The organism is Bifidobacterium sp. N5G01, assembly GCF_002742425.1.
GTDB classification, from domain to species: domain Bacteria; phylum Actinomycetota; class Actinomycetes; order Actinomycetales; family Bifidobacteriaceae; genus Bifidobacterium; species Bifidobacterium hominis.
Genome location: NZ_NJNP01000002.1, coordinates 488673 through 515170 on the forward strand (window position 1 = coordinate 488673; position 26498 = coordinate 515170).

The 26498-nt window shown below is 58.9% G+C and carries 22 protein-coding genes, 2 rRNA genes and 4 pseudogenes; 7 read left to right on the forward strand and 21 right to left on the reverse strand.

What is annotated here, in order from left to right; all coding sequences use genetic code 11:
• The first annotated feature begins 176 nt into the window (after positions 1 to 176).
• Positions 177 to 614, forward strand: coding sequence for a GNAT family N-acetyltransferase (locus CE168_RS05630; protein ID WP_080723487.1), 438 nt, complete (start codon positions 177 to 179; stop codon positions 612 to 614).
• A gap of 306 nt (positions 615 to 920) precedes the next feature.
• Here the strand turns inward: CE168_RS05630 and CE168_RS05635 are convergent, their stop codons facing one another.
• From CE168_RS05635 to CE168_RS05650, 4 genes are all read right to left on the reverse strand, one after another.
• Positions 921 to 1556 (reverse strand): ABC transporter ATP-binding protein, encoded by a 636-nt coding sequence (locus tag CE168_RS05635; RefSeq protein WP_099571468.1) that lies wholly within the window; start codon positions 1554 to 1556, stop codon positions 921 to 923.
• Positions 1557 to 1568: 12 nt separating this feature from the next.
• A complete protein-coding gene (locus CE168_RS05640; RefSeq protein WP_099571469.1) occupies positions 1569 to 2792 on the reverse strand; it encodes an ABC transporter permease in 1224 nt (407 codons plus the stop codon).
• Positions 2789 to 4156 carry an ABC transporter permease gene (locus tag CE168_RS05645; RefSeq protein ID WP_099571470.1) on the reverse strand — a complete coding sequence of 456 codons (1368 nt, stop codon included), beginning with the start codon at positions 4154 to 4156 and terminating at the stop codon, positions 2789 to 2791. Before CE168_RS05645 ends, CE168_RS05640 begins: the two co-directional genes overlap by 4 nt.
• Before the next feature lie 286 nt (positions 4157 to 4442).
• Positions 4443 to 5960: a glycoside-pentoside-hexuronide (GPH):cation symporter gene (locus tag CE168_RS05650; RefSeq protein WP_099571471.1), complete on the reverse strand. Its 1518-nt coding sequence runs from the start codon at positions 5958 to 5960 to the stop codon at positions 4443 to 4445.
• Positions 5961 to 6271: 311 nt separating this feature from the next.
• Between CE168_RS05650 and CE168_RS05655 the strand changes: the two genes are divergently transcribed.
• Positions 6272 to 9343, forward strand: coding sequence for a glycoside hydrolase family 2 TIM barrel-domain containing protein (locus CE168_RS05655; RefSeq protein ID WP_099571472.1), 3072 nt, complete (start codon positions 6272 to 6274; stop codon positions 9341 to 9343).
• A 223-nt stretch (positions 9344 to 9566) separates the two neighbouring features.
• Here CE168_RS05655 and CE168_RS05660 read toward each other — a convergent pair whose 3' ends face one another.
• The 4 genes and pseudogenes from CE168_RS05660 to CE168_RS09175 form a co-directional block, all read right to left on the reverse strand.
• Entirely contained in the window at positions 9567 to 9872 is a 306-nt protein-coding gene (locus tag CE168_RS05660) for a hypothetical protein (protein WP_180753714.1), read from the reverse strand.
• Positions 9873 to 9940: 68 nt separating this feature from the next.
• Positions 9941 to 10180 carry a glycosyl hydrolase family 95 catalytic domain-containing protein gene (locus CE168_RS09340; RefSeq protein WP_410050791.1) on the reverse strand — a complete coding sequence of 80 codons (240 nt, stop codon included), beginning with the start codon at positions 10178 to 10180 and terminating at the stop codon, positions 9941 to 9943.
• A 17-nt stretch (positions 10181 to 10197) separates the two neighbouring features.
• Positions 10198 to 10308, reverse strand: a pseudogene (locus CE168_RS09085) (dihydrodipicolinate synthase family protein); the annotation flags it as partial.
• A gap of 255 nt (positions 10309 to 10563) precedes the next feature.
• A complete protein-coding gene (locus CE168_RS09175) occupies positions 10564 to 10884 on the reverse strand; it encodes a carbohydrate ABC transporter permease (RefSeq protein WP_236824334.1) in 321 nt (106 codons plus the stop codon).
• Positions 10885 to 11158: 274 nt separating this feature from the next.
• Here CE168_RS09175 and CE168_RS09255 point away from each other — a divergent pair, with 274 nt between their 5' ends.
• Entirely contained in the window at positions 11159 to 11281 is a 123-nt protein-coding gene (locus CE168_RS09255; protein ID WP_004223384.1) for a hypothetical protein, read from the forward strand.
• Positions 11282 to 11429: 148 nt separating this feature from the next.
• Here the strand turns inward: CE168_RS09255 and CE168_RS05675 are convergent, their stop codons facing one another.
• The 3 genes from CE168_RS05675 to rrf (CE168_RS05685) all read right to left on the reverse strand — a co-directional run bounded on the left by CE168_RS05675 (position 11430) and on the right by rrf (CE168_RS05685) (position 14257).
• A complete protein-coding gene (locus CE168_RS05675; RefSeq protein ID WP_284703051.1) occupies positions 11430 to 13196 on the reverse strand; it encodes an FAD-dependent oxidoreductase in 1767 nt (588 codons plus the stop codon).
• A 102-nt stretch (positions 13197 to 13298) separates the two neighbouring features.
• On the reverse strand, positions 13299 to 13862 hold the full coding sequence (ahpC, locus tag CE168_RS05680; RefSeq protein ID WP_039776050.1) for an alkyl hydroperoxide reductase subunit C: 564 nt from the start codon (positions 13860 to 13862) through the stop codon (positions 13299 to 13301).
• Between the two features lie 277 nt (positions 13863 to 14139).
• A 5S ribosomal RNA gene (rrf, locus tag CE168_RS05685) occupies positions 14140 to 14257 on the reverse strand.
• A gap of 141 nt (positions 14258 to 14398) precedes the next feature.
• On the opposite strand from rrf (CE168_RS05685), the gene CE168_RS05690 reads away from it, so the two are divergent.
• Positions 14399 to 14653, forward strand: a complete 255-nt coding sequence (locus CE168_RS05690; protein ID WP_099571474.1) for a hypothetical protein — start codon at positions 14399 to 14401, stop codon at positions 14651 to 14653.
• Between the two features lie 13 nt (positions 14654 to 14666).
• On the forward strand, positions 14667 to 14942 hold the full coding sequence (locus CE168_RS05695) for a CopG family transcriptional regulator (protein ID WP_099571475.1): 276 nt from the start codon (positions 14667 to 14669) through the stop codon (positions 14940 to 14942).
• Between the two features lie 373 nt (positions 14943 to 15315).
• Here CE168_RS05695 and CE168_RS05700 read toward each other — a convergent pair.
• The 7 genes and pseudogenes from CE168_RS05700 to CE168_RS05730 all read right to left on the reverse strand — a co-directional run.
• Positions 15316 to 15527: pseudogene (locus CE168_RS05700) on the reverse strand (IS256 family transposase); the annotation flags it as partial.
• A 2-nt stretch (positions 15528 to 15529) separates the two neighbouring features.
• A pseudogene (locus CE168_RS05705) lies at positions 15530 to 15676 on the reverse strand (nucleoside hydrolase); the annotation flags it as partial.
• A gap of 95 nt (positions 15677 to 15771) precedes the next feature.
• Positions 15772 to 16389: a DUF47 domain-containing protein gene (locus CE168_RS05710; protein WP_099571476.1), complete on the reverse strand. Its 618-nt coding sequence runs from the start codon at positions 16387 to 16389 to the stop codon at positions 15772 to 15774.
• Between the two features lie 127 nt (positions 16390 to 16516).
• The gene (locus CE168_RS05715) at positions 16517 to 17389 is read right to left on the reverse strand and encodes a glycerophosphodiester phosphodiesterase family protein (protein WP_099571477.1); all 873 of its coding nucleotides are present in this window, start codon (positions 17387 to 17389) and stop codon (positions 16517 to 16519) included.
• Positions 17390 to 17499: 110 nt separating this feature from the next.
• Positions 17500 to 18852: an ABC transporter substrate-binding protein gene (locus CE168_RS05720; RefSeq protein ID WP_099571478.1), complete on the reverse strand. Its 1353-nt coding sequence runs from the start codon at positions 18850 to 18852 to the stop codon at positions 17500 to 17502.
• 152 nt (positions 18853 to 19004) lie between these two features.
• The gene (locus CE168_RS05725) at positions 19005 to 19811 is read right to left on the reverse strand and encodes a carbohydrate ABC transporter permease (RefSeq protein WP_099571479.1); all 807 of its coding nucleotides are present in this window, start codon (positions 19809 to 19811) and stop codon (positions 19005 to 19007) included.
• On the reverse strand, positions 19811 to 20695 hold the full coding sequence (locus tag CE168_RS05730) for a carbohydrate ABC transporter permease (RefSeq protein ID WP_236824335.1): 885 nt from the start codon (positions 20693 to 20695) through the stop codon (positions 19811 to 19813). Before CE168_RS05730 ends, CE168_RS05725 begins: the two co-directional genes overlap by 1 nt.
• Positions 20696 to 21091: 396 nt before the next feature.
• Here CE168_RS05730 and CE168_RS05735 point away from each other — a divergent pair, with 396 nt between their 5' ends.
• Positions 21092 to 22033, forward strand: a complete 942-nt coding sequence (locus CE168_RS05735) for an inorganic phosphate transporter (RefSeq protein WP_099571481.1) — start codon at positions 21092 to 21094, stop codon at positions 22031 to 22033.
• Between the two features lie 103 nt (positions 22034 to 22136).
• Here CE168_RS05735 and CE168_RS05740 read toward each other — a convergent pair whose 3' ends face one another.
• Positions 22137 to 23162: a LacI family DNA-binding transcriptional regulator gene (locus CE168_RS05740; protein WP_099571482.1), complete on the reverse strand. Its 1026-nt coding sequence runs from the start codon at positions 23160 to 23162 to the stop codon at positions 22137 to 22139.
• A 720-nt stretch (positions 23163 to 23882) separates the two neighbouring features.
• Here CE168_RS05740 and CE168_RS05745 point away from each other — a divergent pair.
• Positions 23883 to 24170 carry an IS110 family transposase gene (locus tag CE168_RS05745; RefSeq protein ID WP_143433401.1) on the forward strand — a complete coding sequence of 96 codons (288 nt, stop codon included), beginning with the start codon at positions 23883 to 23885 and terminating at the stop codon, positions 24168 to 24170.
• 533 nt (positions 24171 to 24703) lie between these two features.
• Here the strand turns inward: CE168_RS05745 and CE168_RS05750 are convergent.
• Positions 24704 to 26122, reverse strand: a pseudogene (locus tag CE168_RS05750) (PDDEXK-like family protein).
• 168 nt (positions 26123 to 26290) lie between these two features.
• Positions 26291 to 26408: ribosomal RNA gene (rrf, locus tag CE168_RS05760) — 5S ribosomal RNA — on the reverse strand.
• Positions 26409 to 26498: the final 90 nt, after the last annotated feature.

A 26498-nucleotide genomic window follows, 5' to 3' on the forward strand; every position in this document is an offset into this window, starting at 1 on the left:
TGTGTTCGCATCCGGGATATCCCCGAAAATCGGCGGATTATCCTTCAGGATGCTTCCATGGCTTCCCTGACACGCGCGCTGCAAACGGCCGTGCAACGCAAATATGGCATACCCGCACAGAAAATACCGTGAACGATGCGAGAATCGGAGTTAACGTTCAAGAAAAAGAAGGAAATATGACCGAACCGATAGCAATGACCATACGCCATATGAAAATCGAGGATTATCCGCTGGTATACGGACTGTGGACGCGATGCACAGGTTTCACTATGAGGGATATAGACGATTGCAAGGATGCAATAAAGACGTTTCTCAAACGCAATCCCGACACCTGTTTCGTAGCCGAGGACGATGGAGGAAGAATCATTGGCGCGATTCTTGCCGGCCACGACGGAAGACGGTCGCGCATCTACCACACGGCGGTTGACCCCGACGCGCGCGGTAGGGGCATTGGCTCGATGTTGGTGGGCCGTGTGGTTGAAACGCTTCGTACGATCGGTCTGCCGAAAGTCGCTGTCGGAGTGCCCGCAGACAACGATGCCGGCAACGATTTCTGGGAACGGCAGGGCTTTGCAGTCCGTGACGATTTGGTTTATCGGGAACTGCCGTTGTAATAACAAGTCATCTAACACGCTCGCACTGTGTCTCTGGGCGCAATAGCCCAGTTCCGCAGTTGCATCCCACGACAAGTAGTTTTTACTTGTATAAACAGGCAAAAGCGATATGACAACCCTTGCACTCAGCAAACGGGGCAACACACAGGGAGCTACGCATCCCTCCGAGGATTTGCGCAAACAGGCGGGTATAACGAACGGATGCCAGAGTAACGCGAGCGTCCGCGACGAAAGTATCTACCCAAACCCGTGCATGTCGCCCCAATCCACGCTGTTCCGACGGAAAACGCGGTCTGTGCGAGCGAGCTATGCCTTGGCTAGTTTCTTATGCCTGAGGGTGTAAACAGCATCGGCGGAATCGGCGACACGCTTGGAATGTGTCACCACAATGACACATTTACCGAGTTGATGAGCGGCATGACGCAAAAGATCAATCACCTCATCAGTCATTTCCGGATCCAGGCTGCCAGTCGGTTCATCCGCCAGAATCGCGCGACCAGGCGCCACTAGGGCGCGACCGACCGCCACACGCTGACGTTGGCCACCCGACAAGTGCATAATGTTGCGCTTCGATTCCTCACGGCTCAGTCCCAGATCCTCGAGGATCTTCATATCGGCCTTGGGATTGACCAAACGCAGATTCTCTTCGGGAGTGAGATAGTCGATCAGATTATGGTCCTGGAATACCAAGGACACGTGTTCGCGACGGTGCTTTGAATAACCTGTCGTAGCTATATCCTCGCCCTCAAAACGAACCACTCCATCAGAGGGGGCATCCAGACCGGCCAACAGGGACAACAAAGTGCTCTTTCCCGCTCCCGATGGGCCGGTTATCGCATACATCTTTCCGGATTCGAAATCTACGTTTACGTCCGAAAGAACGCGGATCTTCGCCGCGCCATATGAGTAATTGACATGGTCCAATTGCAGACAGATAGTCATGATTAATATCTCCTAACGCATAGAGGAAAGAATGGATTTCGGGGATTTGGCCAGCACTGCGGCGCACGACACGGCGAGCGCGATCGCGATGACCGCGCATCCGAGCAGCAGGATGAGCAGCGTCTGTTCTGGCGGCAGAGCCTCCACCTGCAATGATTCAAGAGGCGCGACTCCCGAATCGTGCAGCAGGAGCGAGGACACGTATCCAGACAATAGGGAGCCCGTGCCCAGCGAGCACAGGGCGGCGACTACAGCCATGAGACCGGTTTCGATTGCGAACTGGGCGATAATCTGCATCTTGCCGATGCCGAGAGCCAGAAGGGTGCCTATCTCATGGATACGTGAGCGAATCCAGAAGACAAGCGCCATGCCCAGTACCAACACATCAGCCAGGCAAACGGACAACAGCACCATACGAACCAGATCGCGCACCGTTTCCACCGACTGCAGCACGCCGGAAAGCCGTGCCGAATCATCGGTAACGCCATACTTGCTTCCAGCGATTTTCTTTGCTTGGGCCACTGCAGCGGAGAGAGCCTGCGGATTATCCGAGAGGCACCGGATCGTGCCGACCCGTTCCTCTCCAGTCAGCGCGGAAACCACTTGGGCACCCGCATAGATAAGATTCTCCGATGCATCTGATGGCATAGGGCTCTGTGCCTGTACATTGCCAGAGAAGATTCCGGCCACGCGAACGGTGGAATCGCGGTCTTCCTGACTGAGCCGGAGTGTTGATCCCACCGATAGCCCATTCTCACGTGCGAAATCCCGGTGAATCAGTACGTTCCGGCCATTACCTGAAATGTGGTGTCCTTGTTCCAACCGGTACAGACCGCTTTGGAACTCTTCGGACAACGAGGAGTCAGTGGTACCCAGCACGCTAACCTGCGTGGATAGACCGGAATCCAGCCGAGGACCATGTTCGGGGACAACCGGATGCGCTCCATCCACCCCTGCCAAGGTCTTACGCTCGTAAACGGTTTTTTCTACGCCGGGGATGCGCGAGAACCGGCTCGCTTCCTTTAGACTTGCAGGATTCTCGCCTGTGTCGACGGTAAAACCTATTCCCATGCTTCTGCCGATATCGTCGGACATTTTCTGAAGCGCCGTTGACACTCCAACCTGAGCCACAAGACTGGTGAAAACCATCAGCATCAGCAGTCCGATGATTCCGCTGCGTACCGGTTTACGTACGATTGCCAGCGCGGCACGCTTCCACACGTTCATGCCCATCATCGGAGCTCCGACAGGCTTCGCGGCGACTTGCGCAGCATCGGTATGCACGATATGGCGACGCAGACCAGCATCACCGCCAGCAGGCCGAGCGATACATACAGTACGGCGTTCGTATCGATTGATACCGTGAGCGAATCCAAGGTGCGAACCGACATATTGGACTCGAGATCGCCGCCGACTTGCCCCATGCTGCTCAGCTCCTTCGCCGCGGAGGCGTTCACGGAACGGAGGGCCGAGGTGCCAAGCCATTGGGCCACTCCTCGTGCGCACAACCATCCGAAGACCAGGGACGGCAGACCAATCAGAATCATCTCGGTTAGATATTGGGCGATCAGGGATGGCTTGCCGATGCCGAGGGACACCAATACGCCCATCTCCTGACGTCGATCGTTCATCCACAGTAAGAGCATGAGACTGAGAACTATCACAGCAGAAATGGTCACGCCGATCAAAGCGCTGCGCATCATGGAACGCACACCTCGGGCGGCATTCAGCATACTTGACGTATATTGGTCATTGCGCGTGATCTGATAGTTGTTCCAATCCACTGGAAGCTTCTTCGCCGCTTCCATGGTTTTCTCCACATCGACACCCTTGTCCAGAACGAAAGTGGCATCCTGATATATTTCCTTGCCAGCCTTGTACTGGTACAGAGTACTTGTAGTGTCCAAATCGGTGTACACAGTGTTGGAGGTGAGTTCCGCGCGGCTGGCTACCTTCCTATCGCTGTCTCCTTTGAATATTCCAACGATGGTGGTTTTGACAGTTGCCGTCGAATGCGACTCATTGTCGGCATCATATGGATTGGCCTTGAGTGTGAGGGTATCGCCGACTTTAAGACCATTGGCTTTGGCGAGATCCTCATGGATCATCGACATATGCTTATCGGATGCCTTTAGATGGCGTCCTTCGACCATGCCGAGCGTGTGCGACGTGAACACATTGAGTTTTGACGAATCGTTTGTGCCCATGACGTTGGCCGCATTGCCGAACTGCTGTTCTTTCTCCGCATCATAATCATCGCCGCCAGGGACCTTCACCACGCTGGCTCCCACGAGATCGGCGGTGGCGTTCTGTCTGACCATGTACGAGTCAACCCCAGGCAGTTTCGAGATTCGTTGCACATCGGCGGGACGAACCATTCCACCTCCGCGAGGTGTCAGCATGCTGCCTTGCAGGTTACTGGCCAGCACGAATCCGCCGACCGCCTGTTTCTCAATCTGTCCGGCCTCATGTTGCGCTGCCCGAGAAACTGCGGTTGCGGACAGCATACTCGCCGTTATGATGGTCAGCACGATGAACAGCACCGCGGTGCGCACTCGTTTTCTGAGCACATAGCGCGCCGCCCGTGAGATGAATGTCATTAATACCCCCTGTAAAGCTGGGACTTTCTCATCCGAGACAATGAAATCTAATTCGATTCTTCGATTGGTCATTCGCTAAAATACATGGTTCACCTCGGAACATGGCAAGATATGCCTTGAGCGAAAAAGCGAAACAACATTGGTTGCATTATGCTCCGGGACATCGTTCGTTTTGTTCATCTGACAAACTTTGAACGGCTATAAAACAGTGCATATACCAATGGAGGCCCCAATCGAAATTGGGGCCTCCATCAGAGAGAAAGGAAGGATGTCAAGTATTGGTTATTTATTCGGTCAGCTTGGCCTTCTCATTGATGGCTTCAACCGTCTCGACCGTCTTGGCTTCCTCGTCGGAGATCTCACCGGCCGCGAGCTTGGCTTCGAGCTGCTCGACGATTTCGGCGTGCATCTTCTCGCTGATCTTCACCTTGAAGGTGAACACCAGCAGGCTGAGCACGATCAGAACGAGCGGCACATAGAAGGCGCAGACTTCGAAGGTGTGGATGTTCGCAGGGGTCATATCGGCTGCAGTGGCGCTGCCGGTCATACCTGCTGCGACGGCGATGAAGCCGGTGATGCCGTTCGACAGGGCGCCACCGATCTTGTCGAGCATCGGGCGGACGGACAGGGTGACGGCCTCGTTACGCTTGCCGTTCTTGAGCTGGCCGTATTCGATGGAGTCGGTCAGCGACAGGATGGCGGTCATCTGGATGAGCGTGCCCGGCACGTAGAAGAGCACCAGTGCAATGAACACCACGACGATGTTGGTGGAGAAAAGACCCAGCAGAACGTAAGCGACAATCATGGAGACCATGCCACTGATGTACAGGTAGCGGCGTGGGATGCGCTTGTTCAGGCTCGGGTACAGCGGGGCCATGATGAGGCCGGCCACAAGTGCGATGACACCGGTCGCGGAGTAGGCAGCCTGGTTGTCGAGCACGAACTTGAACAGGAAGAGGAGCACGCCGGTGGTAGCCACGTTGGCGATGGCGTACAGCAGGTAGGACAGGGCGACCCACAGCAGCTGGTCGTTCTGGAACAGTGCCTTGAACGCCTCGAGCGGGTTGCCGTTCTTCTGAGCCTTGGCGCGCAGGGCGCTGGTGCTTTCCTTAGTGCCGAAGGCAACGGTCCAAGCAGTGAGGATGCCGAGCAGCATAACGATGATGCCGAATGCGGTCCAGCCGCTCTGGCTTTCGGCATTCTTGCCGGTGAACATGTAGCTGAAGTAGGTGACAATCGGGATGACGACGATAGTGATGCCGTTGTAGCCGATGGAACCGGTGAAGGATCCCAGAGAGGTGTAGGTGGAACGCTCATGGGAGTCGGAGGACAGTGCCGGAATCATGCCCCAGTAGGAGATATCTCGCAGGGAGTAGAACACGTCGAGCACGACGAAGGTGATGACGAACAGCACGATGAACAGCGTGGTGTTGACGTTCACCAGACCGAACATGCCGCTGAAGACGATGGCGAGCAGCACGGCCGAAACGGCACCGCCGATGAACTGCCAAGGACGGAAGCGTCCCCATTTGGTGGTGGTGTTGTCGACGATGTTGCCCAACAACGGGTCGATGAAGATTTCTGCGATACGGATAATCACCACGAGGCTGGTGATGACGCCGATAAGCTTGGTCGCCAACGCCTTGTCGACGCCGGAGAACAGGCAGCTGGTCACGTACACAACAAAGTACGTGCTCATTGCGTTGTAGAAGGCAGACTGACCCAAGTTACCGCATGCGTAGGCGATGCGCTGGCCAAGCTTCCCCTTGCGGACTCCACCGTCCGCGGCTGTTGCGTTGCTCATTTTTCTTCTCCTCTAAGATAGTTAGAGCTGAGATCACCCATTGATCTTGTAATGCCACTATACGCCGTTTTATAAACGGAAGTAAAAAACATTAGTAATCAAGGTTTTTGCCGGCGTGTTGCAATGGTTCCCATAATGCAAAAGCCTGTCCGTCATCGACTTAAACATGTTTATGGGAATGCTTGAAAAACAGAGGGAACCGTGACGGTAAATACGATTTGCTTTTTCAGTAAAAAACATTTATCATTACCAGTAAAGGAAGTTTAGCTTCCACATCATTCACAACGAAGTAATGAAAGAAAGCAGGAAACATGGCAAACAGCAATCGTGTTGAGCACGCATCCGAAACGTGGCTGACCGACGCGACTGTGTTCGAAGTCAACCGCACGCCGGCGCACTCCAACCACAAGTGCTTCACGCATGATCCGCAGAGTGGCGAGCACTCCGATCTCACGCAAAGCCTTGACGGAGAATGGCGCGTCGAAATCGTACAGGCTTCCGACATCGACTTCAACGAAGAGCCATTCGTTGCTGAGAACTTCGATGATTCCTCTTTCTGCCGCGCCCAGGTTCCGGGCCATCTGCAGATGGCAGGCCTGCTGAAGAACAAGTACGTGAATATCCAGTATCCGTGGGACGGCCACGAGAATCCGCTGGAGCCGAATGTTCCGGAAAACAATCACGTGGCGCTCTACCGCAAGAAGTTCGTTGTGTCCAAGCGTCTTGCGGACACCAAGGAGTCCGGAGGAAGCGTCTCCATCGTCTTCCATGGAATGGCAACCGCAATCTACGTATGGGTCAACGGCCTGTTCGCAGGTTACGGCGAGGACGGATTCACTCCCAACGAGTTTGATATCACCGACCTGCTGCATGACGGAGAGAACGTCGTAGCGGTCGCCTGCTACGAGTATTCCAGCGCATCCTGGCTTGAAGACCAGGACTTCTGGCGTCTGCACGGTCTGTTCCGCTCCGTCGAACTGACGGCGCAGCCCCACGTCCATGTCGAGAACATGCAACTCGAAGCCGATTGGGACGCCGAGTCCGGCACCGCCTCTCTTGACGCCGCGTTGTCCGTGCGCAACGCCTCCGATGCCGCTACCATCTCGGCCACGTTGAAGGATTCCGAAGGCAACGTAGTATGGGAGGCCTCGACCAACGCCGACGCCAATACCACGTTCGCAAGCGGTTCCTTGCAGGGCCTCGAGCCGTGGAGCGCCGAAAGCCCATCTCTGTACGAACTTGAAGTCAACGTCATCGACCAGGCCGGCAACATCGTCGAAGCTGCCGTTCAGAAGGTCGGCTTCCGTCGCTTCCGCATCGAAAACGGCATCATGACCCTTAACGGCAAACGCATCGTGTTCAAGGGCGCGGACCGTCACGAGTTCGACGCCAAGCGCGGCCGTTCCATCACCGAGCAGGACATGATCGATGATGTGATTTTCTGCAAGCGTCACAACATCAACGCCATCCGCACCTCGCACTATCCGAACCAGGAACGTTGGTACGATCTGTGCGATGAGTACGGTATCTACCTGATCGATGAGACCAATCTCGAAACCCATGGCAGCTGGTGCCTGCCCGGCGACGTGGTCACCGCCGAAACCGCGGTTCCAGGAAGCAAGGCACATTGGGAAGGTGCCTGCGTCGATCGTGTCAACAGCATGATGCGCCGCGACTACAATCACCCGAGCGTGGTCATTTGGTCTCTCGGCAACGAGTCCTACACCGGCGATGTGTTCCGCGCCATGTACAAGCATGTGCATGACATCGATCCGAACCGCCCCGTGCACTACGAGGGTGTGACGAAGAACCGCGACTACGACGATGTGACCGACATCGAAACCCGCATGTACGAGCATGCCGATGTGGTTGAGGAATATCTCAAGAACGATCCGCAGAAGCCGTACATCTCCTGCGAGTACATGCACGCAATGGGCAACTCAGTCGGCAATCTGGACGAATACACGGCACTGGAGCGCTACCCGCACTATCAGGGCGGCTTCATCTGGGACTTCATTGATCAGGCGATCTATGCCACCCAGCCGGACGGTTCCACCCGTCTGTGCTATGGCGGAGACTTCGGCGACCGTCCGAGCGATTACGAATTCTCCGGCAACGGACTGGTCTTCGCCGACCGTACTCCCGCGCCGAAGGCCCAGGAAGTCAAGCAGCTGTATTCCAACGTCCATATCGACGTGACCGATCGTTCGGTGTCCATCAAGAACGACAATCTGTTCATCTCGACCGGCGGATACCAGTTCGTGCTGCGCATCCTCGCTGACGGAGAGCCGGTATGGCAGTCCGAGCGTCGCTTCGACGTACCCGCCGATTCAGCATGCACGTTCGATGTCGAATGGCCGGTGGATCTCTACCGCGCCAATGCCGATGAGCTGGTGCTTGAAGTGTCCCAGCGCCTCGCTGAGGCGACCGATTGGGCTCCTGCCGGGTACGAACTCGCCTTCGGCCAGACTATTGTAGCCGGAACGAAGGCAGCCGAAGACGCGGCTCTGCCTGCGGATGGCATCGTCACTGTTGGCCGTTGGAACGCGGGTGTTCAGGGTTCCGGACGAGAGATTCTTCTTTCTCGCACCCAGGGCGGTTTGGTTTCCTACACGTTCGACGGTCACGAATTCGTGCTGCGTCGCCCGGCGATCACCACATTCCGCGCGCTGACGGACAACGATCGTGGCGCCGGCCATGGATTCGAGCGAGCCCAGTGGATGACGGCCGGCCGTTACGCCCGCTGCGTGGACAATGTCATCGAACAGGTCGATGAAGACACGCTCAAGGCCGTATACACGTATGAGCTTGCCACGCCGCAGTGCACCAAGGTCACCGTCGGATACACCGCCGATACCACTGGCCGTCTGAACCTGCATGTGGAATATCCGGGCGAGTCCGGCGAGCTACCCACCATTCCTGCGTTTGGTATCGAATGGACTCTGCCGGTCCAGTATTCGAACCTGAGGTTCTTCGGCGCTGGTCCCGAGGAAACGTACCAGGATCGCAAGCACGCCAAGCTGGGCGTGTGGAGCACCGATGCGTTCAAGGATCATGCTCCGTATCTCATGCCGCAGGAGACGGGCAACCACGAGGAGGTCCGTTGGGCGGAGATCACCGATGAAAATGGACATGGTCTGCGAGTCAGCCGCGCGAATGGTGCCGCACCGTTCGCTGTGAGCCTGCAGCCGTATTCCAGCTTCATGATCGAAGAAGCCCAGCACCAAGACGAGTTGCCGGCTCCAAAGCACATGTTCCTCCGTGTGCTCGCCGCGCAGATGGGTGTCGGAGGCGACGATTCCTGGATGTCTCCGGTCCACTCCCAGTATCACATCCCCGCCGATCAGCCAATCAGCCTCGATGTCAATCTCGAACTGATCTGACGATCAGACAATGCCGTCCCTCCTCTACTCCTTCCTGTGGAGGAGGGACGGCATTGTCTTGCAAGGTTCCTTCACCTTGGATTAACCGGTGACGATGCTTCATAACGCAGAAGATGCGGCATGGATTCATGTTTTCCGCATGCCGCGTCCTCTGCTCATATCAGGAAAGAGGCCTGATGCCCAAGCCCCAAGGGTTGGACATCAGGCCTCTTTCATATGGTTTTCATAAAGATGGCACGAAACTGTCCCTGACCACCAGTTTTGCGGAAAACCTCATGTGCAATCGTAGGAGCACATTCTTCTCAAACGGTGCCGGACCGATTGAAATAAAACCAGCATGCTTGCTCTTATTCTTGATGAGATCGTTCACATTACGATACTCAGTTACATGCATGCGCTCATCTTCCGCATGCCGGTAGAGGGATGTCTTAAGCTCGTTGAAGTGCATGTCTTGCAAGCCCTCGTCCGGAACAGCATTGTCCAACAAGGCGATGTCCTGAGGAATGGTGACACGCTGGTATCGCGGCATATTCTCAACGTTAACGCCGGATGGATCCCTTGAATGGCTTATCTGGAGACAGTACGACACGTCCCATATCAGTCCCCAGAACGTTCAGTGTAATCTCTGTGGGCTTCGAACAGCGCAACGGATACCGGTTCTCCATTCACCAAGAAACAGTTCTCCGGTGATGTTGCAGGGGACGGGGCCAGTCCATGTTCCGTCTCCGATAGGAAATCCATGCAGAATCGCGCGGTGTCCCGCATGATCGGCCAAATGCGGGACAGGTACGATGCATCCTGGTTGAACAGATACTCGTCGAACAGGTTCCGGCACATCCATGCCTGGCCGAACGGGCAGCAATGACCTTCCTGGTGTGGCTGATGGTGTCGACAGTGTCCTTGATGCCAATGATGTTCTGGTTCTCCGCTGCGAGATCCGCCACCAGCTCAGACAGGTCGTTCGGGATGCCGATCAGTGCAGAATAATAGATCAGCATGTTGTAGCCAAGGAAGCACCAAGTGCAGATGTTTGCGATAGCGAACAGCATGAGTTGTTCCGACAGCATGTTGGGGGCTTGCACACCCATCATATGAAAAATTTGGCCAACTAGACCATACTTATCGCCGTAAATGTATCCCCACATCAGCGCTGCAACGACGCCTGGGACGGCATAAGGCAGGAACAGCAAAATTCGCGGCACTGCGATATGGCGGATTCTCTAGGAGTCCAAGATGAGCGCCGCTACAAGGGACAGAATCAGATTTATCGGAATCTGAATCGCCGCGTAAATCAGCACATTCTTAAAGCCGCCCCACAAAGCCTCATCCTTGAATGCTCGGGTGAAGTTGTCGAAGCCCGCGAATGTGGTACCGCCGAGAAGGGACTGCTTGAAGAAGCTGAGATAAAGCGCGTAGAACATCGGGATGATCATGCCGAACAGGAAGACCAACACGTATGGAAGACAATACAACATGCCTATGTACTCGCGCTTCGGCTTGCGTATCCCGGAAGTATCCGGCTTCGCCGTTGCATTTATCATAGTTTTTCTCTTTCTTCTTAACCCGTCTGAATGAGCCTGCCAACAACATCGTTGCCATCCTTTCCACGAAGCACCCCTGCATATGCAGCATGTCTCCGCCTGTCTCCGTCACAATCATTTATCTCTGTTTACCAGATGAAGATACAAAAGAAGCGATGAAACTGACGAGATTTCACATCAGAGGTATGCCTACAATGAAGCCACAACAGAAAAACGGCTCCGCACGAAGCATGAACCAACAAACGAAACGACGAGCCGGGTGAAAGGAAGAAAAATGCAGAACAATACCTTCGACCAGATCGCCAGCGCCAACACCGTTTCCATGGATGCCGGCCTCAGCCAGTTCGCCTTCGCCAAAGCCTCCTCTACCTTGTTCAAGAAGGTTTTCAGCAAGTAAGATTCCTAAAAGTCTTTATCAAACGCCTCGGCTGCTGTGATGAACCGGCTCAGCAGCCGAGGCGTTCTCATATATGCTCCTGTAACGGGCAGAGACCTCCCCGCCCGCATTACAAGACCGTCCGGCGGCCAGTCGAAACAAATCGCGGTTACGCGCCGACCAATTCGAGCATCTGCGGAATGCTCTTCTTGCCGAACTCGACCCGCTGCGTGCCGTCGGCCCGTGTGATGACGATGCAAGGCACGCTCATCGCACCATAATGGTCCCTAAGCTCGGGGAAGTGCGCAACATCGTAGGCCTCGGCGCGCACGGCCGGGTTCAGCGAGGCGATGCGCTGGGAAGCAAGCACGGTCTCCGGGCACATCGTGCAGGTGAGCGAGACGAGAATCATGATATTCAGCGGGCTTGCAATGGACTTTGCCCGTTCGATCAGATCATCGCCCAACGGCTGACCGGGACCGGCCGCGTTGTACAGGCCCAGCACGAACGAATTGAATTCATGGCCGGAGGGCACGCCATGGAAGGCGAGGCCGGTCGGCTTGCCATCCACCACCATGCGCACGCATGGACGTGCTGCCGGCAACACGTGTTCCACGTCGAATACCGCACGCCCCGCATCATCCTTCTCGTACTCACCATCGACCACTACCGATTTCAGCTTGCCATCGGATAACGCGACCATCGCATCAATGAATCCCCGCAGTTCCGTGGACAGCGGCGTATCATCCAGTTCCAAAGCAAGCGTGACCGGGCGAGACATACGGTTAAAGACCACGTTGAGCTGCTGTTTGGTGGTGTCGGAGAACAATTCGCCGGGCTTCCTGACGGCGTTTGCTGCGGCAGCGGCATCGGTGCTGCGTTTGACGGGTGCCGGTGCGGGCGTGGTGTCAGCCAACGAGGCGGCATCTGTCTTCGCCGTGGACTGCTCGTAGACGCAAGAGGTCGGGCGCTGTGGTATCAAACCGGTTTTCTCGCTCATCCGCTTGGCATACCGTTCCAACTCCACCGCGGCAATAGCACCATCGGCGGTGGCAGTAACAACTTGCCGCAGGTTTTTGGCCCGCAGATCACCGGCCGCATACACGCCGGGCACCGATGTTTCGAGATAGCCGTGCGTGACCACGTAACCATAATCGTCCAGTTCCACCACACCGCGCACCAGATTCGTGGCGGGCACATATCCTGCGAACACGAACACGCCGAACGTGCCACCGTCAGCAGGTTTCCACGTTTCGGTCTGGCCGGTGGCCCGGTTCAGGATCGTAGCTTCACGCAAACCGCCTTGACCGGCAGTGACGCCTTGCAGCTCGACTTGGTAACGCACGTCGATTTTTGGATTGTTTTTGGCTGCGGCGGCCACCGTGGCGTCGCAAGTAAAATCCTGTTCCCGCACGAGAACGGTGACTTTGGAGGCGTATGTGGTCAGGAACACGGATTCCTCGGCTGCTGCGAACCCTCCTCCGACCACCAGTACTTCCTTGCCGGTGAAGAATTCGCCATCGCAGGTAGCACAGTAGGCCACACCGCGGCCAGCGTATTCGGATTCCCCTTCAAACCCTAGTTTGCGTGGGCTGGCGCCGGTGGCGATGAGAATACCGAAAGCCTTTAAGTCGCCGCGTGAAGTATGCACGGTTTTGACGTCGCCATGCACGTCGAGGCCGATGGCTTCGGCGGAAAGGAATTCAGCGCCGAAGTCCTGCGCCTGTTGACGCATGGTCTGGGTAAGCTCACGGCCAGTGGTGCGGCCGACACCCGGATAGTTGACCACCTCATTGGTGATGGTGATCTGTCCGCCGAAATCGTCTTTCTCGAGAATCAGCACGCGATATCGGGCACGGGCCAGATACAATCCCGCCGTCAGACCAGCGGGACCGCCGCCGACAACTATGACATCGTACAAATCATTTCGAGACATAATGAATCCCTTCGCGCCTTAATCTGTCTGTTCAAGGGGTTGCCCGGAGGTTCTCCGGACAACCCGTCGGATTAGATTGACAATCCGTCCGTCAAATAACGATCACAGTTGGCCAACAAGATCGAGGCTAGGTTCGATGGTGTCCTCGCCCGGAGTCCAGTTGGCAGGGCAGACCTGATCGCCATGTTCGTGGACGAACTGAGAGGCTTGCACACGGCGTAGTAGTTCTTCGGCATTGCGTCCAACGTTGGAGGAGATGACTTCATAGGCCACGACCTTGCCTTCGGGGCTCACGATGAAATCACCGCGTTCAGCCATGCCATCGACCTCGTTGTAGGTATCAAGATCTTTGGCCAATAGAGCGGTCGGGTCAGCAAGCATTGGATATTGAATCTTGGCGATCTTTTCATTGGCATCATGCCATGCCTTGTGCACGAAATGGGTATCGCAGGAGACGGAGTAGATTTCGCATCCGATTTCCTTGAACTTGGCGTAGTTGCGAGCCAGATCCTCAAGCTCAGTGGGGCACACGAAAGTGAAATCAGCCGGGTAGAAGAAAAACAGGGACCAGTGGCCGAGCACATCAGCCTTGGTCACCTCATGGAACTCGTCGTTCTGGAACGCGTTCACCTTAAAATCGGTCAGTTCATGCTGCAGAAGAGTCATCATCGGTCCTTTCGCTGATTGTCAATCATCTGGCTTCTGCCGTTTTCTATCGTAACGTGATTCTCTGGAACCCGCGCGGGTATAACGCGTGAGACTCATCACATCATTAATAACAGTCACGCCGACAGACCATGCGATACAAAGGTGCCGCAAAATAAAAACTCCTGCATGCCACGGGGAGCAAGGACCGGGAGACGGATGAAAAGGGGACGCGAGCGGATAAAAAAAAATGGGGGTTCCCGGAGCGTGACGCTCGACGGGAACCCCCTCAAGTAGAATGCGGCGGCGCGCTACTCTCCCACACCCTCTCGAGTGCAGTACCATCGCCGCAGCCAGGCCTTAGCTTCCGGGTTCGGAAAGGGACCGGGCGTCTCACCTGGGCCATGACCACCGCAAAACCAATATAACGGCCAACCCACCAGGGGATCGGCCGGCAAACGGAACCAGCCACACGACCGGTGTGATCCCATCGTGACCATCCCACTTAATCGTGCTACAATAAAGTAAGACAATTAAGGGCGACATCCGGAGGACCATTGGAGGGAGAGACCATCATCCCGCCCCGCGCCCTGAAACACGGGCTGTCGGAAGAGGACATCCGATGCGCGTGTCGCAACGCCACGGCGGTCAGACACCGGAACTTCGACATCCCCTGCATCTACGCGGCGGCGGGGCCCGACGAGTCGGGCGACCTGGTCGAGCCGCTGCTGGCCGAGCAGGAGGACGGCGGATTCATCGTCTCCCACGACATGAGGCTCACCAGGAAGATGGCGCGGGAGCTGGATCTTTAGAAAGGAGACCGTCATGGAATACAGGCTCAAGGGCGGCGTCACGCTCAGCGACGCGGATTTCGGGCGCATGGCCGACGAAGCCGAGCGCGAGGAGTACCCGGGGATCCCGGGAGAGTGGGTCGTGCGCCCGCAGGGCAGGCCCGCGCTCGACGGCGGGGAACTGGTGAGCGTCACGTTCAAGATGACGAAGGCGCAGAGGGACGCGTTGGACAGGCGCGCCGAGAGCCGGGGCGAGACCCGGAGCCAGCTCATGCGTGAGGCCCTGACGCGCGAACTCGCCTTCGCGTAGGCCCCGGAGCCAGCCGGAACGGCTGGAATACATAGCCTCTATATAAGATAGAAGCAGGTGCTGAACAGGTTCCGTGTTCAGCACCTGCTTCTCCGGTCATTCGAACGGCGGCACGTCCCGCGCCTCCACGGTCTCGCCGTGGGACGTCTGGCTGCGTTTGTCGAGGAGGCGGCAGACGCATCCATCAATTCGTGGTTCCGTGAGACATGCGACGTCCCATCGAACAGGAATTTTCGATTTCGGGACGGAACCGGCATGCCATCGGCCTCTTCGTTGGGATCGGCACCGCGATCGCCTGCTATAACGTCTATAAGAAAAATACTCTATCCAGGCTTATAGGAATTTTGTGGCGCTTTAGGTCTGGTTCTCGGAGTCAGTCGGTGCCGTTGGGATGTCGCGTGCCGGTGTGGAATTCGTTCCAGTCGACGCCGGCCCCGTATGCGGGCGAGACGTCGCCTTCCTGTCCTCCAGCGGATCGTCGGGAATGAACGATTCCGGCCGCGGGTACACGGTCTTCATGTAGCACACCCATTCGCACGCGCGGAGCATGTGCTCCTCGGGCAGTCCGCGGTGGTTGCGCAAAACACATTGCGCGCCACCAACGGCACGGCCACGTTCCTGTACGCGGCCGTGACGCCGATCAGATCCGCCTCATCCGCACTGCCCAACGCATACGCAATCGCCATCGCGTCATCGATACCGGTATCCAAATCAAGAATCAGCTTCTTACGCATTGCTGCTTCCTTGCGATCATTGTCCGCATAGGGCCTTTGGCGGCGGGCCCTTCTATACGTGTTGTTCTGTCTGATGGCGTTGAACGTCCGAGTGGTTACAGACCGCGTTTGACGAGTCCGTCGAGGATGGCGTCGGAGGATTCGCCGAGTCTGAGGCCGATGACGTCGATACGGCGTAGCAAGTCGCGGGTTTTGAGGGTGTCCATGGTGATTTCGCCGGTGTAGACGGTGGCGAGGCCGGATTCGTAGGCGCGGCGTACGCGCGCGGATTCCTTGCTGGCTTCGAGGCAGTATTTGCGCATGTCGGCACCTTCGGCGGCCATGGCGAGTTCGAGGTCTCGCAGGGCGACGCTCACGTGGGTCAGGGCGACGTCGGCGTGTTCGCCGGCGTTGCCTTGCCAGAGGTGGAGTTCGCGTACGAAGTCGCGGGTGTTGTCGAGTACGTCGTCGATGGATCGGGAGAATCGGAACAGGTCCTCGCGGTCCAGTGGCGTGGTCCATGCCTTGGCCAGCGCGTGGACGACCTTGGCTCGGGTCTCGTCGCCTTCGTGTTCGATGTCGTTGACGTTTTTCCGGGATTCCTCGATGCCGGTGTGGCCTTCGATGGCGTCAAGGGCGATGGATACGCCTTTGCGGGTGGTGGCGACCTGTTCCCGGAGCAGGCTCATGACGGGGTCTTTGTCGGAAGGGTTCTTCGCGTTGAACCACGGCATTGTGGCACCTTCTTTCTTGTGGGTACGTTCAGGGCAGGCGGTCCCTGCGGCCGGGGCCGTCCATGTGGATGGATTGCCCGGCCGCAGGGACCGTTGGGAGGAGGAAGGAGGAGGGGAGCGTCGTTCGTCAGGAGATGATGCGGCGGTATTCGTCGAGCTTCTCGGGCCAGTCGGTCTGGATGACGTCGGCGCCAAGGGCGAGGAGGGCGCCCCAGCCTGCCCGTGGGCCTTCGAGGATGGAGCGGGTGTCATCCATGCCCTTGAGGCCGCAGTATCCGTTGCCGAGGTCGAGAGCGTTGACGAATGCGTACAGGCCGAGTTCGTTGATCCTGGCGAAGATCGCGGGGTCGGCGAGCGGGGTGTCCTCGGTGGTGGCGACGAGTTCGACGCCGACCGTGTTGATCTGTTCGTCGTTGACGAACAGATCGAGTTCGTCGGGGTTTTGGATCATGCCCATGAACATGTATTTGGTCGCATGGTCGTGGAGCGCCTGCTGGAAGCCTCCGGTGACGGGGCATTTGAGGATGAGCTTGCTTTCCAGGTGGAACTGGTCGAGCCAGTCGAGGAATCCGCTGCCCCAGTAGCGCCAGGAACGGTCGATGTTGATGAGGATGTCGGGCGCGTTCGAAAGGATATGGGCGACCCTTTCGACGTTGCCGTAGTAGGCGCCAGGGTATTCGGTGTAGCGCAGTTCATCAAGTTCGGCGGCCGTCTTGGACAGGATGTCGTCGGTGATGCGCAGGCGGGCCATCTCGGTGCCGTCGTGGAAGGCGAAGTATTCGCCGTCCGTGGAGCGGATCACATCGATCTCGGCGATGTCTGCGTTGACTTTCTTGGTGGCGAGGACGCTATTAAGCGTGTTTTCTCGGATGTCGCCGCGCGGGGTGCCGCGGTGGGCGGCGATGACGAACGGCGAGCGGGCGCATGCCTGGTTGAGATCGGCGTTGATCTGCGCGTATTGTTCGCGTCCGAATCGAATGGGGGTGGCTGCGGTGTTCATGTCGGCTCCTTTGTTACTGCCGGGAGGCTATGGGTGGTACAGGCCTTCCCGCCCCGGGAGGGAAGGCCGGGGCGGGAAGGCCGATTGGGGTTTGCGGGTATCGCGGGCGTTTACTTGCCTGCGGCCTTGTTGTAGGTGGCGATGTCCTTGGCGGACTGGGTCTGGGCCTCCTGCATGGCGGTCTTGAGGTCCTTGGAACCACTGACTACCTCGTTGAAGGAAGCCATCACATCCTTGCGGATGGACGGGTAGGCACCGGTGCGGGCGCCCAGGGACACGCTGGTGGACGGGTTGGCGGCGAGCTGGTCGTAGAACACCTGCACGTTCGGATCGGCCAGGGCCTCCTTGCCTTCGGTCTCGTCGACGGCCTTGGTGTTGGCGAACAGGTTGCCGGAGGCCTTGGCGAACACGGCCTGGGCGTGCGGGGTCATCATGTACTTGCCGAATTCCCAGGTGGCCTTCTGCTCGGCCTCGGATTGCTCGGCGGCCACGATCCACAGGGAATTGCCGCCGATCGGGGTGCCGGCCTTCTTGTTCGAGGCGTCATGCGGGAACTGGGCGACGGTCACGTTGGAGGTGGAGCCGCCGGGCAGCAGGGACGTGTAGGAGGCGGAGGAGGTCAGGACCAGGCCGAGCTTGTCGGAGGTGAACGCGGTCATCATGGAGCTGGAGTCGGTGCCGGGGTTCAGGGCGGTGCCGTCCTTGAACATGTCGACGATCTTTTGGAACATGTCGAGCTGGGTTTTGGAGGTCATGTTCACGCCGGTGACGTCCTTGCCGCCGCGGCCGTTGTCCGGGGTGGCGATGAGCTCGCCGCTGCTGGCGGAGAGCATCTCCAGGATCCACGAGTCGACCATGTTCATGGAGAAACCGTATGCGCCGGTCTTCTCGTGGATGGTGTTGGCCCATTCGACGACCTCGTCGAACGTGGTCGGCGGGTTGGACACGTCCAGTCCGGCTTCCTCGGCGAGCTTGTTGTTGATGTAGGTCACGGGCTGGCTGATGGCGAACGGCAGGGACAGCAGGCCGTTGTCGTCGCTGTAGTACTTGAGGGCCACGGGCTGCAAGTCGGCGGTGTCGAAGTCGGAGTCGCCCTCGGCGAACTTGTAGACCGGGGTGGTCATCTTGCTGTCGATCATATAGCCGGTGGACGTGTCGTTCATCTGCAGGATCGAGGGCGTGGACTTGGCCTGGACGGCGGCGGAGAACTTCTGCTGCACATCGGAGTAGGATCCCTGGTAGGAGGCCTCGACCTTGATCTTGCCCTTGTGGGCGTCGTTGAACTCGGAGACGAGCTGGTTGATGGCGTCCACGGCCGGGCCGGAGTTCGAGTACCAGAACGTGACGGTCTGCTCGCCGGTCTTCGCATCGGCGTTGGTGTCCGACGTGGAGCCGCAGGCGGACAGGACGAGCATGGGCAGGACCGCGACCGCGACCGCCTTCAGCAGGTTGGACTTCCTCATGGTGCGTTTTCCTTTCTTGTTGTGCCGGCTGGCTCGCTGGCCGCCGGCCGAAAATCGTTCCGCGGTGCCCGATGGCCTCGCGGGGTTCCCTGTGAATGGGGATTGGTTGCTTTGTGTAGAGGTCCGCCTTGGGGAACGGACGATGATTGCGCTTACTTGATGCTACCGGCGACGCTCATGCCGCGCAGGGACTTGTTGAACGTGAGCGTGAGGATCATCGCGGGAATGACCGCGATGGCAGCGCCCGCAAGGACCACGCCGATGTTGGAGCCGTCGGTGCCGCTCAGCTGGGTGATGCCGACCTGGATGGTGCGGTGCTCGGGCTTGTTGGTCACGAGCAGGGGCCAGAAGTAGCCGTTCCAGGCGGCGACCATGGCGTTGATGGTCGCGGCGATGATGGTGGGCTTGGCGATGGGCAGGAGCACGTCGACCATGAACCTGAGGTGTCCGGCGCCATCGATCAGGGAGGCCTCGCGCAGCTCCTTGGGGAAGGAGCGGAACGCCTGACGGAACAGGAACACGGTGAAGCCCTGCACGAGGAACGGCAGGAAGACCGCCGGGATGGTGTCCATGAGACCCCAGTTGGCGATGTTGAGATAGTTCGACAGGAGCGTGGTCTCACCGGGCACCATCATGCTCATGAGGAACACCATCATCCACATGCCCGGGCGCCTCAGGTTACAGAACACGATGGCGTAGGCCGCGAGAAACGCGGTGACGATCTGGCCGGCGGTCTGGCAGATGGTCACGATGATGCTGTTGCCCAGCTGCTGGGCCAGGGGCATCTGGGACATGGCGCGGGCGAAATTGCCCAGGGTGAAGCCCTTGAACAGGCCGTTGGCGTCGAAGAAGAACGCACCCACATAGATGTACAGGACAGGCAGCATGACCAAGATGGTCACGGCCAAGGCCAGCACGGCCCACAGGGCCTGGCTGACGGGAGAACGCTTCTGGATCATCAGTAGTTCACCTTTCCTTCCAGGAAGCGGAACTGCAGCAGGGTCAGGACGAACACGAACAGGAACAGCACGACGCCCAGGGCGGACGCGATGCCGAAGTTCGCGCTGCCCGCGTTGAATGCGGCGGTGTAGATGTTATACGTGATGGTCGTGGTCGCCTGGCCGGGACCGCCCTTGGTCAGGATGTTGATCTGGGCGAACGCCTGCAGGGCCTCGATGCATGTGGTCACGGCGATGTAGAACAGGGTCGGCGTGATCAGGGGCAGTACGATGGACCACTGGATACGGGCCTCGGAGGCGCCATCGATGCGCGCGGCCTCGAGGATCTCCTGGTCCACGCCGTCGATCGCGGCGCACAGCAGGATTAGGGTGAATCCGAGACCGGTCCAGATGGTCACCAACGTGACCGTGAAGAACGCCCACTTCGGGTCGGTCAGGAATCCGATCGGGCGGATGCCGAACCTCCCGATCATCGAGTTGATGACGCCGGTCGAGCCGAACAGGGCCAGGAACCCCAGGGATGCGGCGGCCACGGACACGCTCACGATCGAGGTCATGGCCACGCGCAGCACCTTGATGCCCATGATGCGCCGGGTCAGCAGGATCGCCAACAGCACACCCAGCGCGATACGCCCGACCACGACCAGCACGGCGTAGAGGAACGTCTGGATGAGCACCCGAACGAACATCGGGTCCGTAAGCACCGTCCTGTAGTTCTCCAGCCCGACGAAGCCGGAGGGCGAACCGAAGATGTCCGTGCCCTGCATGCTCATCATGGCCACGCGCACCAGCGGGCCGAACACGAACACGACCAGCAACGCCAACGCCGGAACCAGCATGGCCGCGCCGACCGTACGATTCCTTGCCGCGAGAACGTTCGTCACACGTCCGCCGCGCGTCCTGGCGACTCGCGGGGATTTCGGCGACTTGGTTGATGACACCATTTCCCGTGTTTTCCTTTCTATTTTCTGTCCTTGACCGTCCCAGCCACTTGGCACGGAAGAACCTGTCTACGTCTCTTGATTACGAACCGCATCCGCGGGGGATTCCGGGTGCGGTGTTTATGGTTATCGGTTGCTTCTCTATTCGTTGGTTTGCGGGACCACCCCATCTTTGGAGCGCTCCCAGTGATTTATAGTATATCCTTTCGACACGAAAAAGTCTAATCGGTGTTATTTCAAGTTTTTTAAGTTTTCAATGAACATTATCTGAACTCAATGCTAAATTTAGAAACTCAGTAATTACAGTATGGGGAGCGTTATCAGCAAGGAGGTTGAGAAATGTGGACCATTCCCATGTTGGCGTTGGTGTTCTGCCTGCTCGGAGGAAGGAATGACGGCTCGCCGCTGGTGGCCATCAATCTCAAGGCCACGCGCCGGGTCACAGCTGTCCCCTTCCTGATGCTGTCGGCGGCAGTCGTCCTGCTGCCCGCAATCAACAGTCGCGTCGGAGAGACGGTAGTCGCCATGGTGTCCCCCACTGAAGGTGACGCGCACGACCCGATTCTGCTGGCAACGGTGCTCATCGCGGCATCGGTCACCCTGCTGGCGCTCAACGGTGGCGGCGTGCCCACCTCGATCACGCTCGCCCTGGTCGGCGCGTCCTCCGGGACGGGATTCGCCGGAGGACAGCCCAACTGGCAATTGGTGCTGCGCGTTCTTGGAATAGCGGTGCTCTCTCCCCTGGCGGCGTTCGCCATCTCGCGCACAATATACCTGCTGGCCCGTTCCCGGACGCCGCGGTCCTCGACCACCATGGTCTTCCTCGGGTTCCTGCTCACCTGCCTCGCCTACGGCAGCAACGACGGGCAGAAGATGATAGCCCTGTTTTCCGCCGCCATGGGAACCGGCCTGGATGCCGCCACACACGACGTCGCGATCACCGCGACCGTCACCGCGGCGTTCCTTGCGGGTGTCCTCACCGGCATGCCCAAAGGGGCCACCGCCCTGCAACGCGGCACCATCGTGCCCGACTCCAGACAGACGTGGGTCACCCTGTGGGCGGCCTCCCTCGCCGTGCTTGTCAGCTCGACGCTGGGAAGCCCCGTCAGCATGACCCAATCCATCTCCGGCGCGCTCATCGGCACCTGTCAGACGAACGACTGGCGCAGGATCCGCTGGGGAGAGGTCGGGAGAATCCTCACCGCATGGGCCGCGACCCTGCCCCTGGCATGGACCCTAGGCTACGCCGCAGCCAGGGGATTCGCCCTGCTGCCGTCATGAGAACCACGAAAACCAGGGAACCGGCCCGGGAAAGACATCCGAGGCACCCCCCAGGACACCCGGCGCGGGACGGAACACACCGCCCTGCAGGGGCGACCACCGCTCACCGGGCCTCCCAACGGGGAAGAGCCACGGTACGCCCGTGGATGAACTCCCCCTTGACAGGTATCGCCTCCACCGCATGCTCCCCGTCATCCAGACGTTCGAGCACCAGATCCACCGCGCGGAAGCCGATCTCCTCCAACGGCTGACGATACGTGGTGAACCCGAGATACGGGGACGCGAGCGGCCCGAAACCGTCATAACCGGTCACGGAAACATCTCGAGGCACGCAGACATCGCGCCGGCGCAACTCGTCCATCACCTCGAGCATAACCACATCGGACGGGCACATGTACGCGGTGACCCGGGGATGGCACAACGCCTCGTCCACCAGGGCGCCCATCTCCCCCGCAGCCTGCACGTCCAGTATCTTCACGGAAATGCCGAGCTCCCTGAGCAACCCGATCATAGCCACGCCACGGCTGTACTGGCTGATCGAATACTCCTTGGGAACCAGAAACACGGCCACTTCCCGATGTCCGAAATCATGCACGTACTGGGCGAGCCTGCGACCGCCGTCCCCTTCATCGCAGAACACCGACGACACCGTACGGGTCGAATCCTCATGCCCGGCCATCACGAACGGGATACGGTCCACGAACGGAGCGAAATCCTCCACCGACAACATGGCCGAGCACACGATGAGCCCTTCGACGCGAAGGGCGATCAGATCACGCAACGCCGCACGCGCATCATCAGCCGGCAACTCCTCCACACCACTGATGGACACCATCTGATAGCCACGCTCACGCGCCCGCTTCTGCATCGCGCTCTGCAGGAACCCGTAGAACGGCAGTTTCGCGTTCCTGACCACCACGCCCAACGTCTTCGTACGCCTCGACGCCAGACCGCTGGCCATGGCGCTCGGGACATACCCGAGCTTCTCCGCCGCGGCAAGGACCCGCTCCACCTTCTCCGGACGCACACCGTCCTTGCCGAGCATCACACGGGAGACCATGGACTTGGAAACGCCCGCCTCCGCAGCGACATCGTAAATTGTCGGTTGCCTGTTCTCCGCGGCCTCCATAATGCATCTCCTCACCGTGCCTGCACAAACGACCGAAGCTCGCCGAAACCGATATCGCGACGATGCCAACGGCCTACACCCATCGTAATAGATCTGCCTTTGAGCCTACATCACCGAAATCGAAATCATCAACGACACAGCCACCAGAAACATCACATACCAGCCGATCATCCGTATCGGCCCGATACCAAAATGGGGCCGTAGAACCGAAGAACCGGAAAAGCCGCTTTTCTTATGCCGTCGCATGACAGGCGCAACGTCGCGCGAGCACAGCGACTTCCCCGTTCCACGGCTCCATGGGAACGCAAGCTATGGTATGCGCGTCTCCGTTCCCGTTCCGGGCATTTCCGACGATTCTCCAATTATGACATCGACCGTAATTGTGAAAGTGTCTGTCAAACAATCGAATCGGCCGAAGGCCGACGCAGTTTCCCAACGGCTGCGCCGCGCTTCCCTCCCATCACCCTGTCGAGTGGGTTTCATGAGAGAGCGGAGCCTGTGTGGGTCCCGGTCCCGGTACGGCTTCATCTCCCCGCCGCCGTCGTCAGGACGGACGGCTTACTGAGTGTCGCCGCCGGGGAACCGGACGTGTGGTGACCGCCGATAGGAACCAGGACACCTGAACCGATTCTACCCGACGGTGGATCGTCTTCGTAATGTGGGTGCAGGCGCCCACGTCAGGACCCGCCGCAACCGATGACGACTGCGAGGGAGACGGCGATGGAACGACTGGACGGCATGGGATACGGGTGCGTGCTCGGGCCGGACGTGGGCAAGGGCACACACCACGCGCGGCTGGCCGGCATGGACGGCGCGCGCCTGTGGGACGGGCCCGTGGCCCAAGGCGAGCGGGAGATGCGCTCCCTGTACGAGCGGGCCGGCCGCCACGGCAGGGTGCCGCTGGTCGTCGACCAGACCGGCACGGTCGGCTCGCTGCCCATGACGGTCGCCCTGGCCACGGGCACCGACGCGGCGTACCTGCCCGTGCTAGCGATGCGCCGCTCCTAATGCATTGCCGGGCGTTCGGGCATGCCGCTTCGGACCGGCGATGGAGCGCATCCATCGGAGCCCGTTCGTCACGAAGGACAACGGCGAGCGGTTTCCCGTCGCCGCCGACCGGCGCTTGAAAGACACTGGCCGGCACCCGGAGGACACGAGAATGGCGATCCCCTGCGTTCGGAGCCATGAGATCCTTGGGATATCCCTCGCGTCTCCCCGATCGTCTCCCTTCCGATGGAGAGGACCGCGGACTGCGGGCTCGTGAGGCGGCAACGGCGGCTCGAGGCCGCGTTCACCGCCCCCGGCGGAACGCATGCCTTATGGAAGGCCTCCGCGCGACCCCGACGCCGTTGCCGCCGCCCTCGTTCCGGCCGATGGTCCAGGCCGGGACGCGTCCAGCCGTAAGCGGCCAACCGGGAAAACAAACATTCTTTCCCACAGGAAGCCGAACACGAGCATCCGATGTCCAAACGGCACTCGTATTCCCGCGTATGCTCCTGCCTCCCATCCGTGTCACGACGGACGTCACCCGGTTCGGATGCCTATTCCTGAATGGATGCGCCGGCAATCAGACTCCTGACCCGTTGGGTCTCGGAGAGCCTGTCCTCGAGATTCCCGAGATGTCTGAGGCCACTGTCGAGCGTCTTTCTCAACGAATTGTCCCAGTCCTCTTCGGAATCGATGGGGACCGATGCGTATTCCGTGATTCGAATGGTGCACCAATGCTTTCCGGGCCTGGCGGTCGGAGCATTCACCTCGTTGATCGCGCGGATCGTCTCCCCGCATTTTTCCCTCAGTTTTTCGTCAAGACCGTCGAAGTTGAAAACCAGTTGGAACCTCACGCTGGGGACGTCCCTGTCGTCCTTCACATGGATCTGGTAGACGCAGGGGCAACGCCCTCCCCAGAAACCGCCCGGCTCATCGACGCCGGGAAAAAGCCTGAGCAGAAGGTTGGTAACGAACACCGTGTTCCATTTATCGCCCGTGTCCTCGTGGAACCTGATCATCCCGTCATTCCCGGATACCTCTCTGCTCCATTCCCGACAACAATCCGAGATGGCGGAGACCGCATCCGGCCTGTGCTCGTAGATCAGGTCCAACGCCTTCCTGTGCTTCGCGTAGATTTTCGCGCAGACGCGTTCGAGATCCCTGTCCTCCAATATGTTCCTCCTCACGGTATCCATGTATTCCGAGATGAACCGTGCCGGCTCCGGTGCCGGCGTGGACGCCTCGACCGCGTGGCCGATGATGTCGAGCACGTCCTTATAGCCCATGGAGAGCCAGTCGGATTCAGAGGCATCCCAAGAGCTTGGAGTGAGGAATATGAAACGATGCCGGTAATGAGGGAACTCCCTCTCTATCCCGCTGCGGTATCTGGCCAGTTGGTTGTCGTGCTCGCCGGAGAAGACCTTGTTCTCGATGCAAAGGACGTATCCCGCCTCGTCGTTCACGGCGAGGATGTCGATGTGGCATCATTCGCGTCGGATCGAGAATCCGTCGCAGTCCATGAGCAGATCGTCGAACACCCCGTCGTCCTCCGCATGCCTGGCCGCATAGTCGACGAAACCGCGGATTACGCCATCATGCAATCCGTGGTTCCCGTCGGGATTCATGAGCCATGCGAGCACGTTGCTGTGACGGTTCTCGGAGCTCGTGATTCCGAGAACGTCGAACGCGTTGAACCCGCTCGTCCACTTGCGCAGGGGATCCAGGCATTCGGAGTCGGTGAGAAACCCCTCGAGCGCCTCCGCGTCCTCATCGACGGGATTGTTCCCTGCCACTGCCAAGAGCATCCTCCATTTCCCGGAAAGCCCATGCCACGCTCCCTCGTGAGCGGAACGCCGAGTTCCTGGGTATCGATTATATCGAATCGTGCCTGCCACCTCACCCTGATACTCGATTTCGTAGCTCTCTCTGGAAGGGATGGCGTGGCGGGAAACGCTCCGGCGGCCATGCGTCATATTGAGGAAAAGCCGGCTCCGGAACAGACAGGGACGGAACCCCTTCCCGCCGAAGGGGTTCCCGGGGCGATGCGCCCGAAGGGAACCCCCGGAAAAAGACAAGACGGAACAATAAAAAAAATGGGGGTTCCCGGAGCGTGACGCTCGACGGGAACCCCCTCAAGTAGAATGCGGCGGCGCGCTACTCTCCCACACCCTCTCGAGTGCAGTACCATCGCCGCAGCCAGGCCTTAGCTTCCGGGTTCGGAAAGGGACCGGGCGTCTCACCTGGGCCATGACCACCGCAAAACCAATATAACGGCCAACCCACCAGGGGATCGGCCGGCAAACGGAACCAGCCACACGACCGATTCCGATCGTGGCGGTCCCGGRACCG

Excerpts from the sequence above, each read along its gene's own strand:
- CE168_RS05715 (WP_099571477.1), bottom strand. The coding sequence starts at position 17,389 with ATGAACACCGCAGCCACCCCCATTCGATTCGGACGCGAACAATACGCG.
- CE168_RS05635 (WP_099571468.1), bottom strand. The coding sequence starts at position 1,556 with ATGACTATCTGTCTGCAATTGGACCATGTCAATTACTCATATGGCGCG.
- CE168_RS05735 (WP_099571481.1), top strand. The coding sequence starts at position 21,092 with ATGTGGACCATTCCCATGTTGGCGTTGGTGTTCTGCCTGCTCGGAGGA.
- CE168_RS05740 (WP_099571482.1), bottom strand. The coding sequence starts at position 23,162 with ATGGAGGCCGCGGAGAACAGGCAACCGACAATTTACGATGTCGCTGCG.
- CE168_RS05695 (WP_099571475.1), top strand. The coding sequence starts at position 14,667 with ATGGAATACAGGCTCAAGGGCGGCGTCACGCTCAGCGACGCGGATTTC.
- CE168_RS05650 (WP_099571471.1), bottom strand. The coding sequence starts at position 5,960 with ATGAGCAACGCAACAGCCGCGGACGGTGGAGTCCGCAAGGGGAAGCTT.
- CE168_RS09340 (WP_410050791.1), bottom strand. The coding sequence starts at position 10,180 with ATGTGCCGGAACCTGTTCGACGAGTATCTGTTCAACCAGGATGCATCG.
- CE168_RS05710 (WP_099571476.1), bottom strand. The coding sequence starts at position 16,389 with ATGCCGTGGTTCAACGCGAAGAACCCTTCCGACAAAGACCCCGTCATG.
- CE168_RS05655 (WP_099571472.1), top strand. The coding sequence starts at position 6,272 with ATGGCAAACAGCAATCGTGTTGAGCACGCATCCGAAACGTGGCTGACC.
- CE168_RS05675 (WP_284703051.1), bottom strand. The coding sequence starts at position 13,196 with ATGTCTCGAAATGATTTGTACGATGTCATAGTTGTCGGCGGCGGTCCC.
- CE168_RS05745 (WP_143433401.1), top strand. The coding sequence starts at position 23,883 with ATGGAACGACTGGACGGCATGGGATACGGGTGCGTGCTCGGGCCGGAC.
- ahpC (WP_039776050.1), bottom strand. The coding sequence starts at position 13,862 with ATGACTCTTCTGCAGCATGAACTGACCGATTTTAAGGTGAACGCGTTC.
- CE168_RS05725 (WP_099571479.1), bottom strand. The coding sequence starts at position 19,811 with ATGATCCAGAAGCGTTCTCCCGTCAGCCAGGCCCTGTGGGCCGTGCTG.
- CE168_RS05640 (WP_099571469.1), bottom strand. The coding sequence starts at position 2,792 with ATGATGGGCATGAACGTGTGGAAGCGTGCCGCGCTGGCAATCGTACGT.
- CE168_RS05660 (WP_180753714.1), bottom strand. The coding sequence starts at position 9,872 with ATGCCGCGATACCAGCGTGTCACCATTCCTCAGGACATCGCCTTGTTG.
- CE168_RS05720 (WP_099571478.1), bottom strand. The coding sequence starts at position 18,852 with ATGAGGAAGTCCAACCTGCTGAAGGCGGTCGCGGTCGCGGTCCTGCCC.
- CE168_RS09255 (WP_004223384.1), top strand. The coding sequence starts at position 11,159 with ATGCAGAACAATACCTTCGACCAGATCGCCAGCGCCAACACCGTTTCC.
- CE168_RS05630 (WP_080723487.1), top strand. The coding sequence starts at position 177 with ATGACCGAACCGATAGCAATGACCATACGCCATATGAAAATCGAGGAT.
- CE168_RS05645 (WP_099571470.1), bottom strand. The coding sequence starts at position 4,156 with ATGACATTCATCTCACGGGCGGCGCGCTATGTGCTCAGAAAACGAGTG.
- CE168_RS09175 (WP_236824334.1), bottom strand. The coding sequence starts at position 10,884 with ATGATAAATGCAACGGCGAAGCCGGATACTTCCGGGATACGCAAGCCG.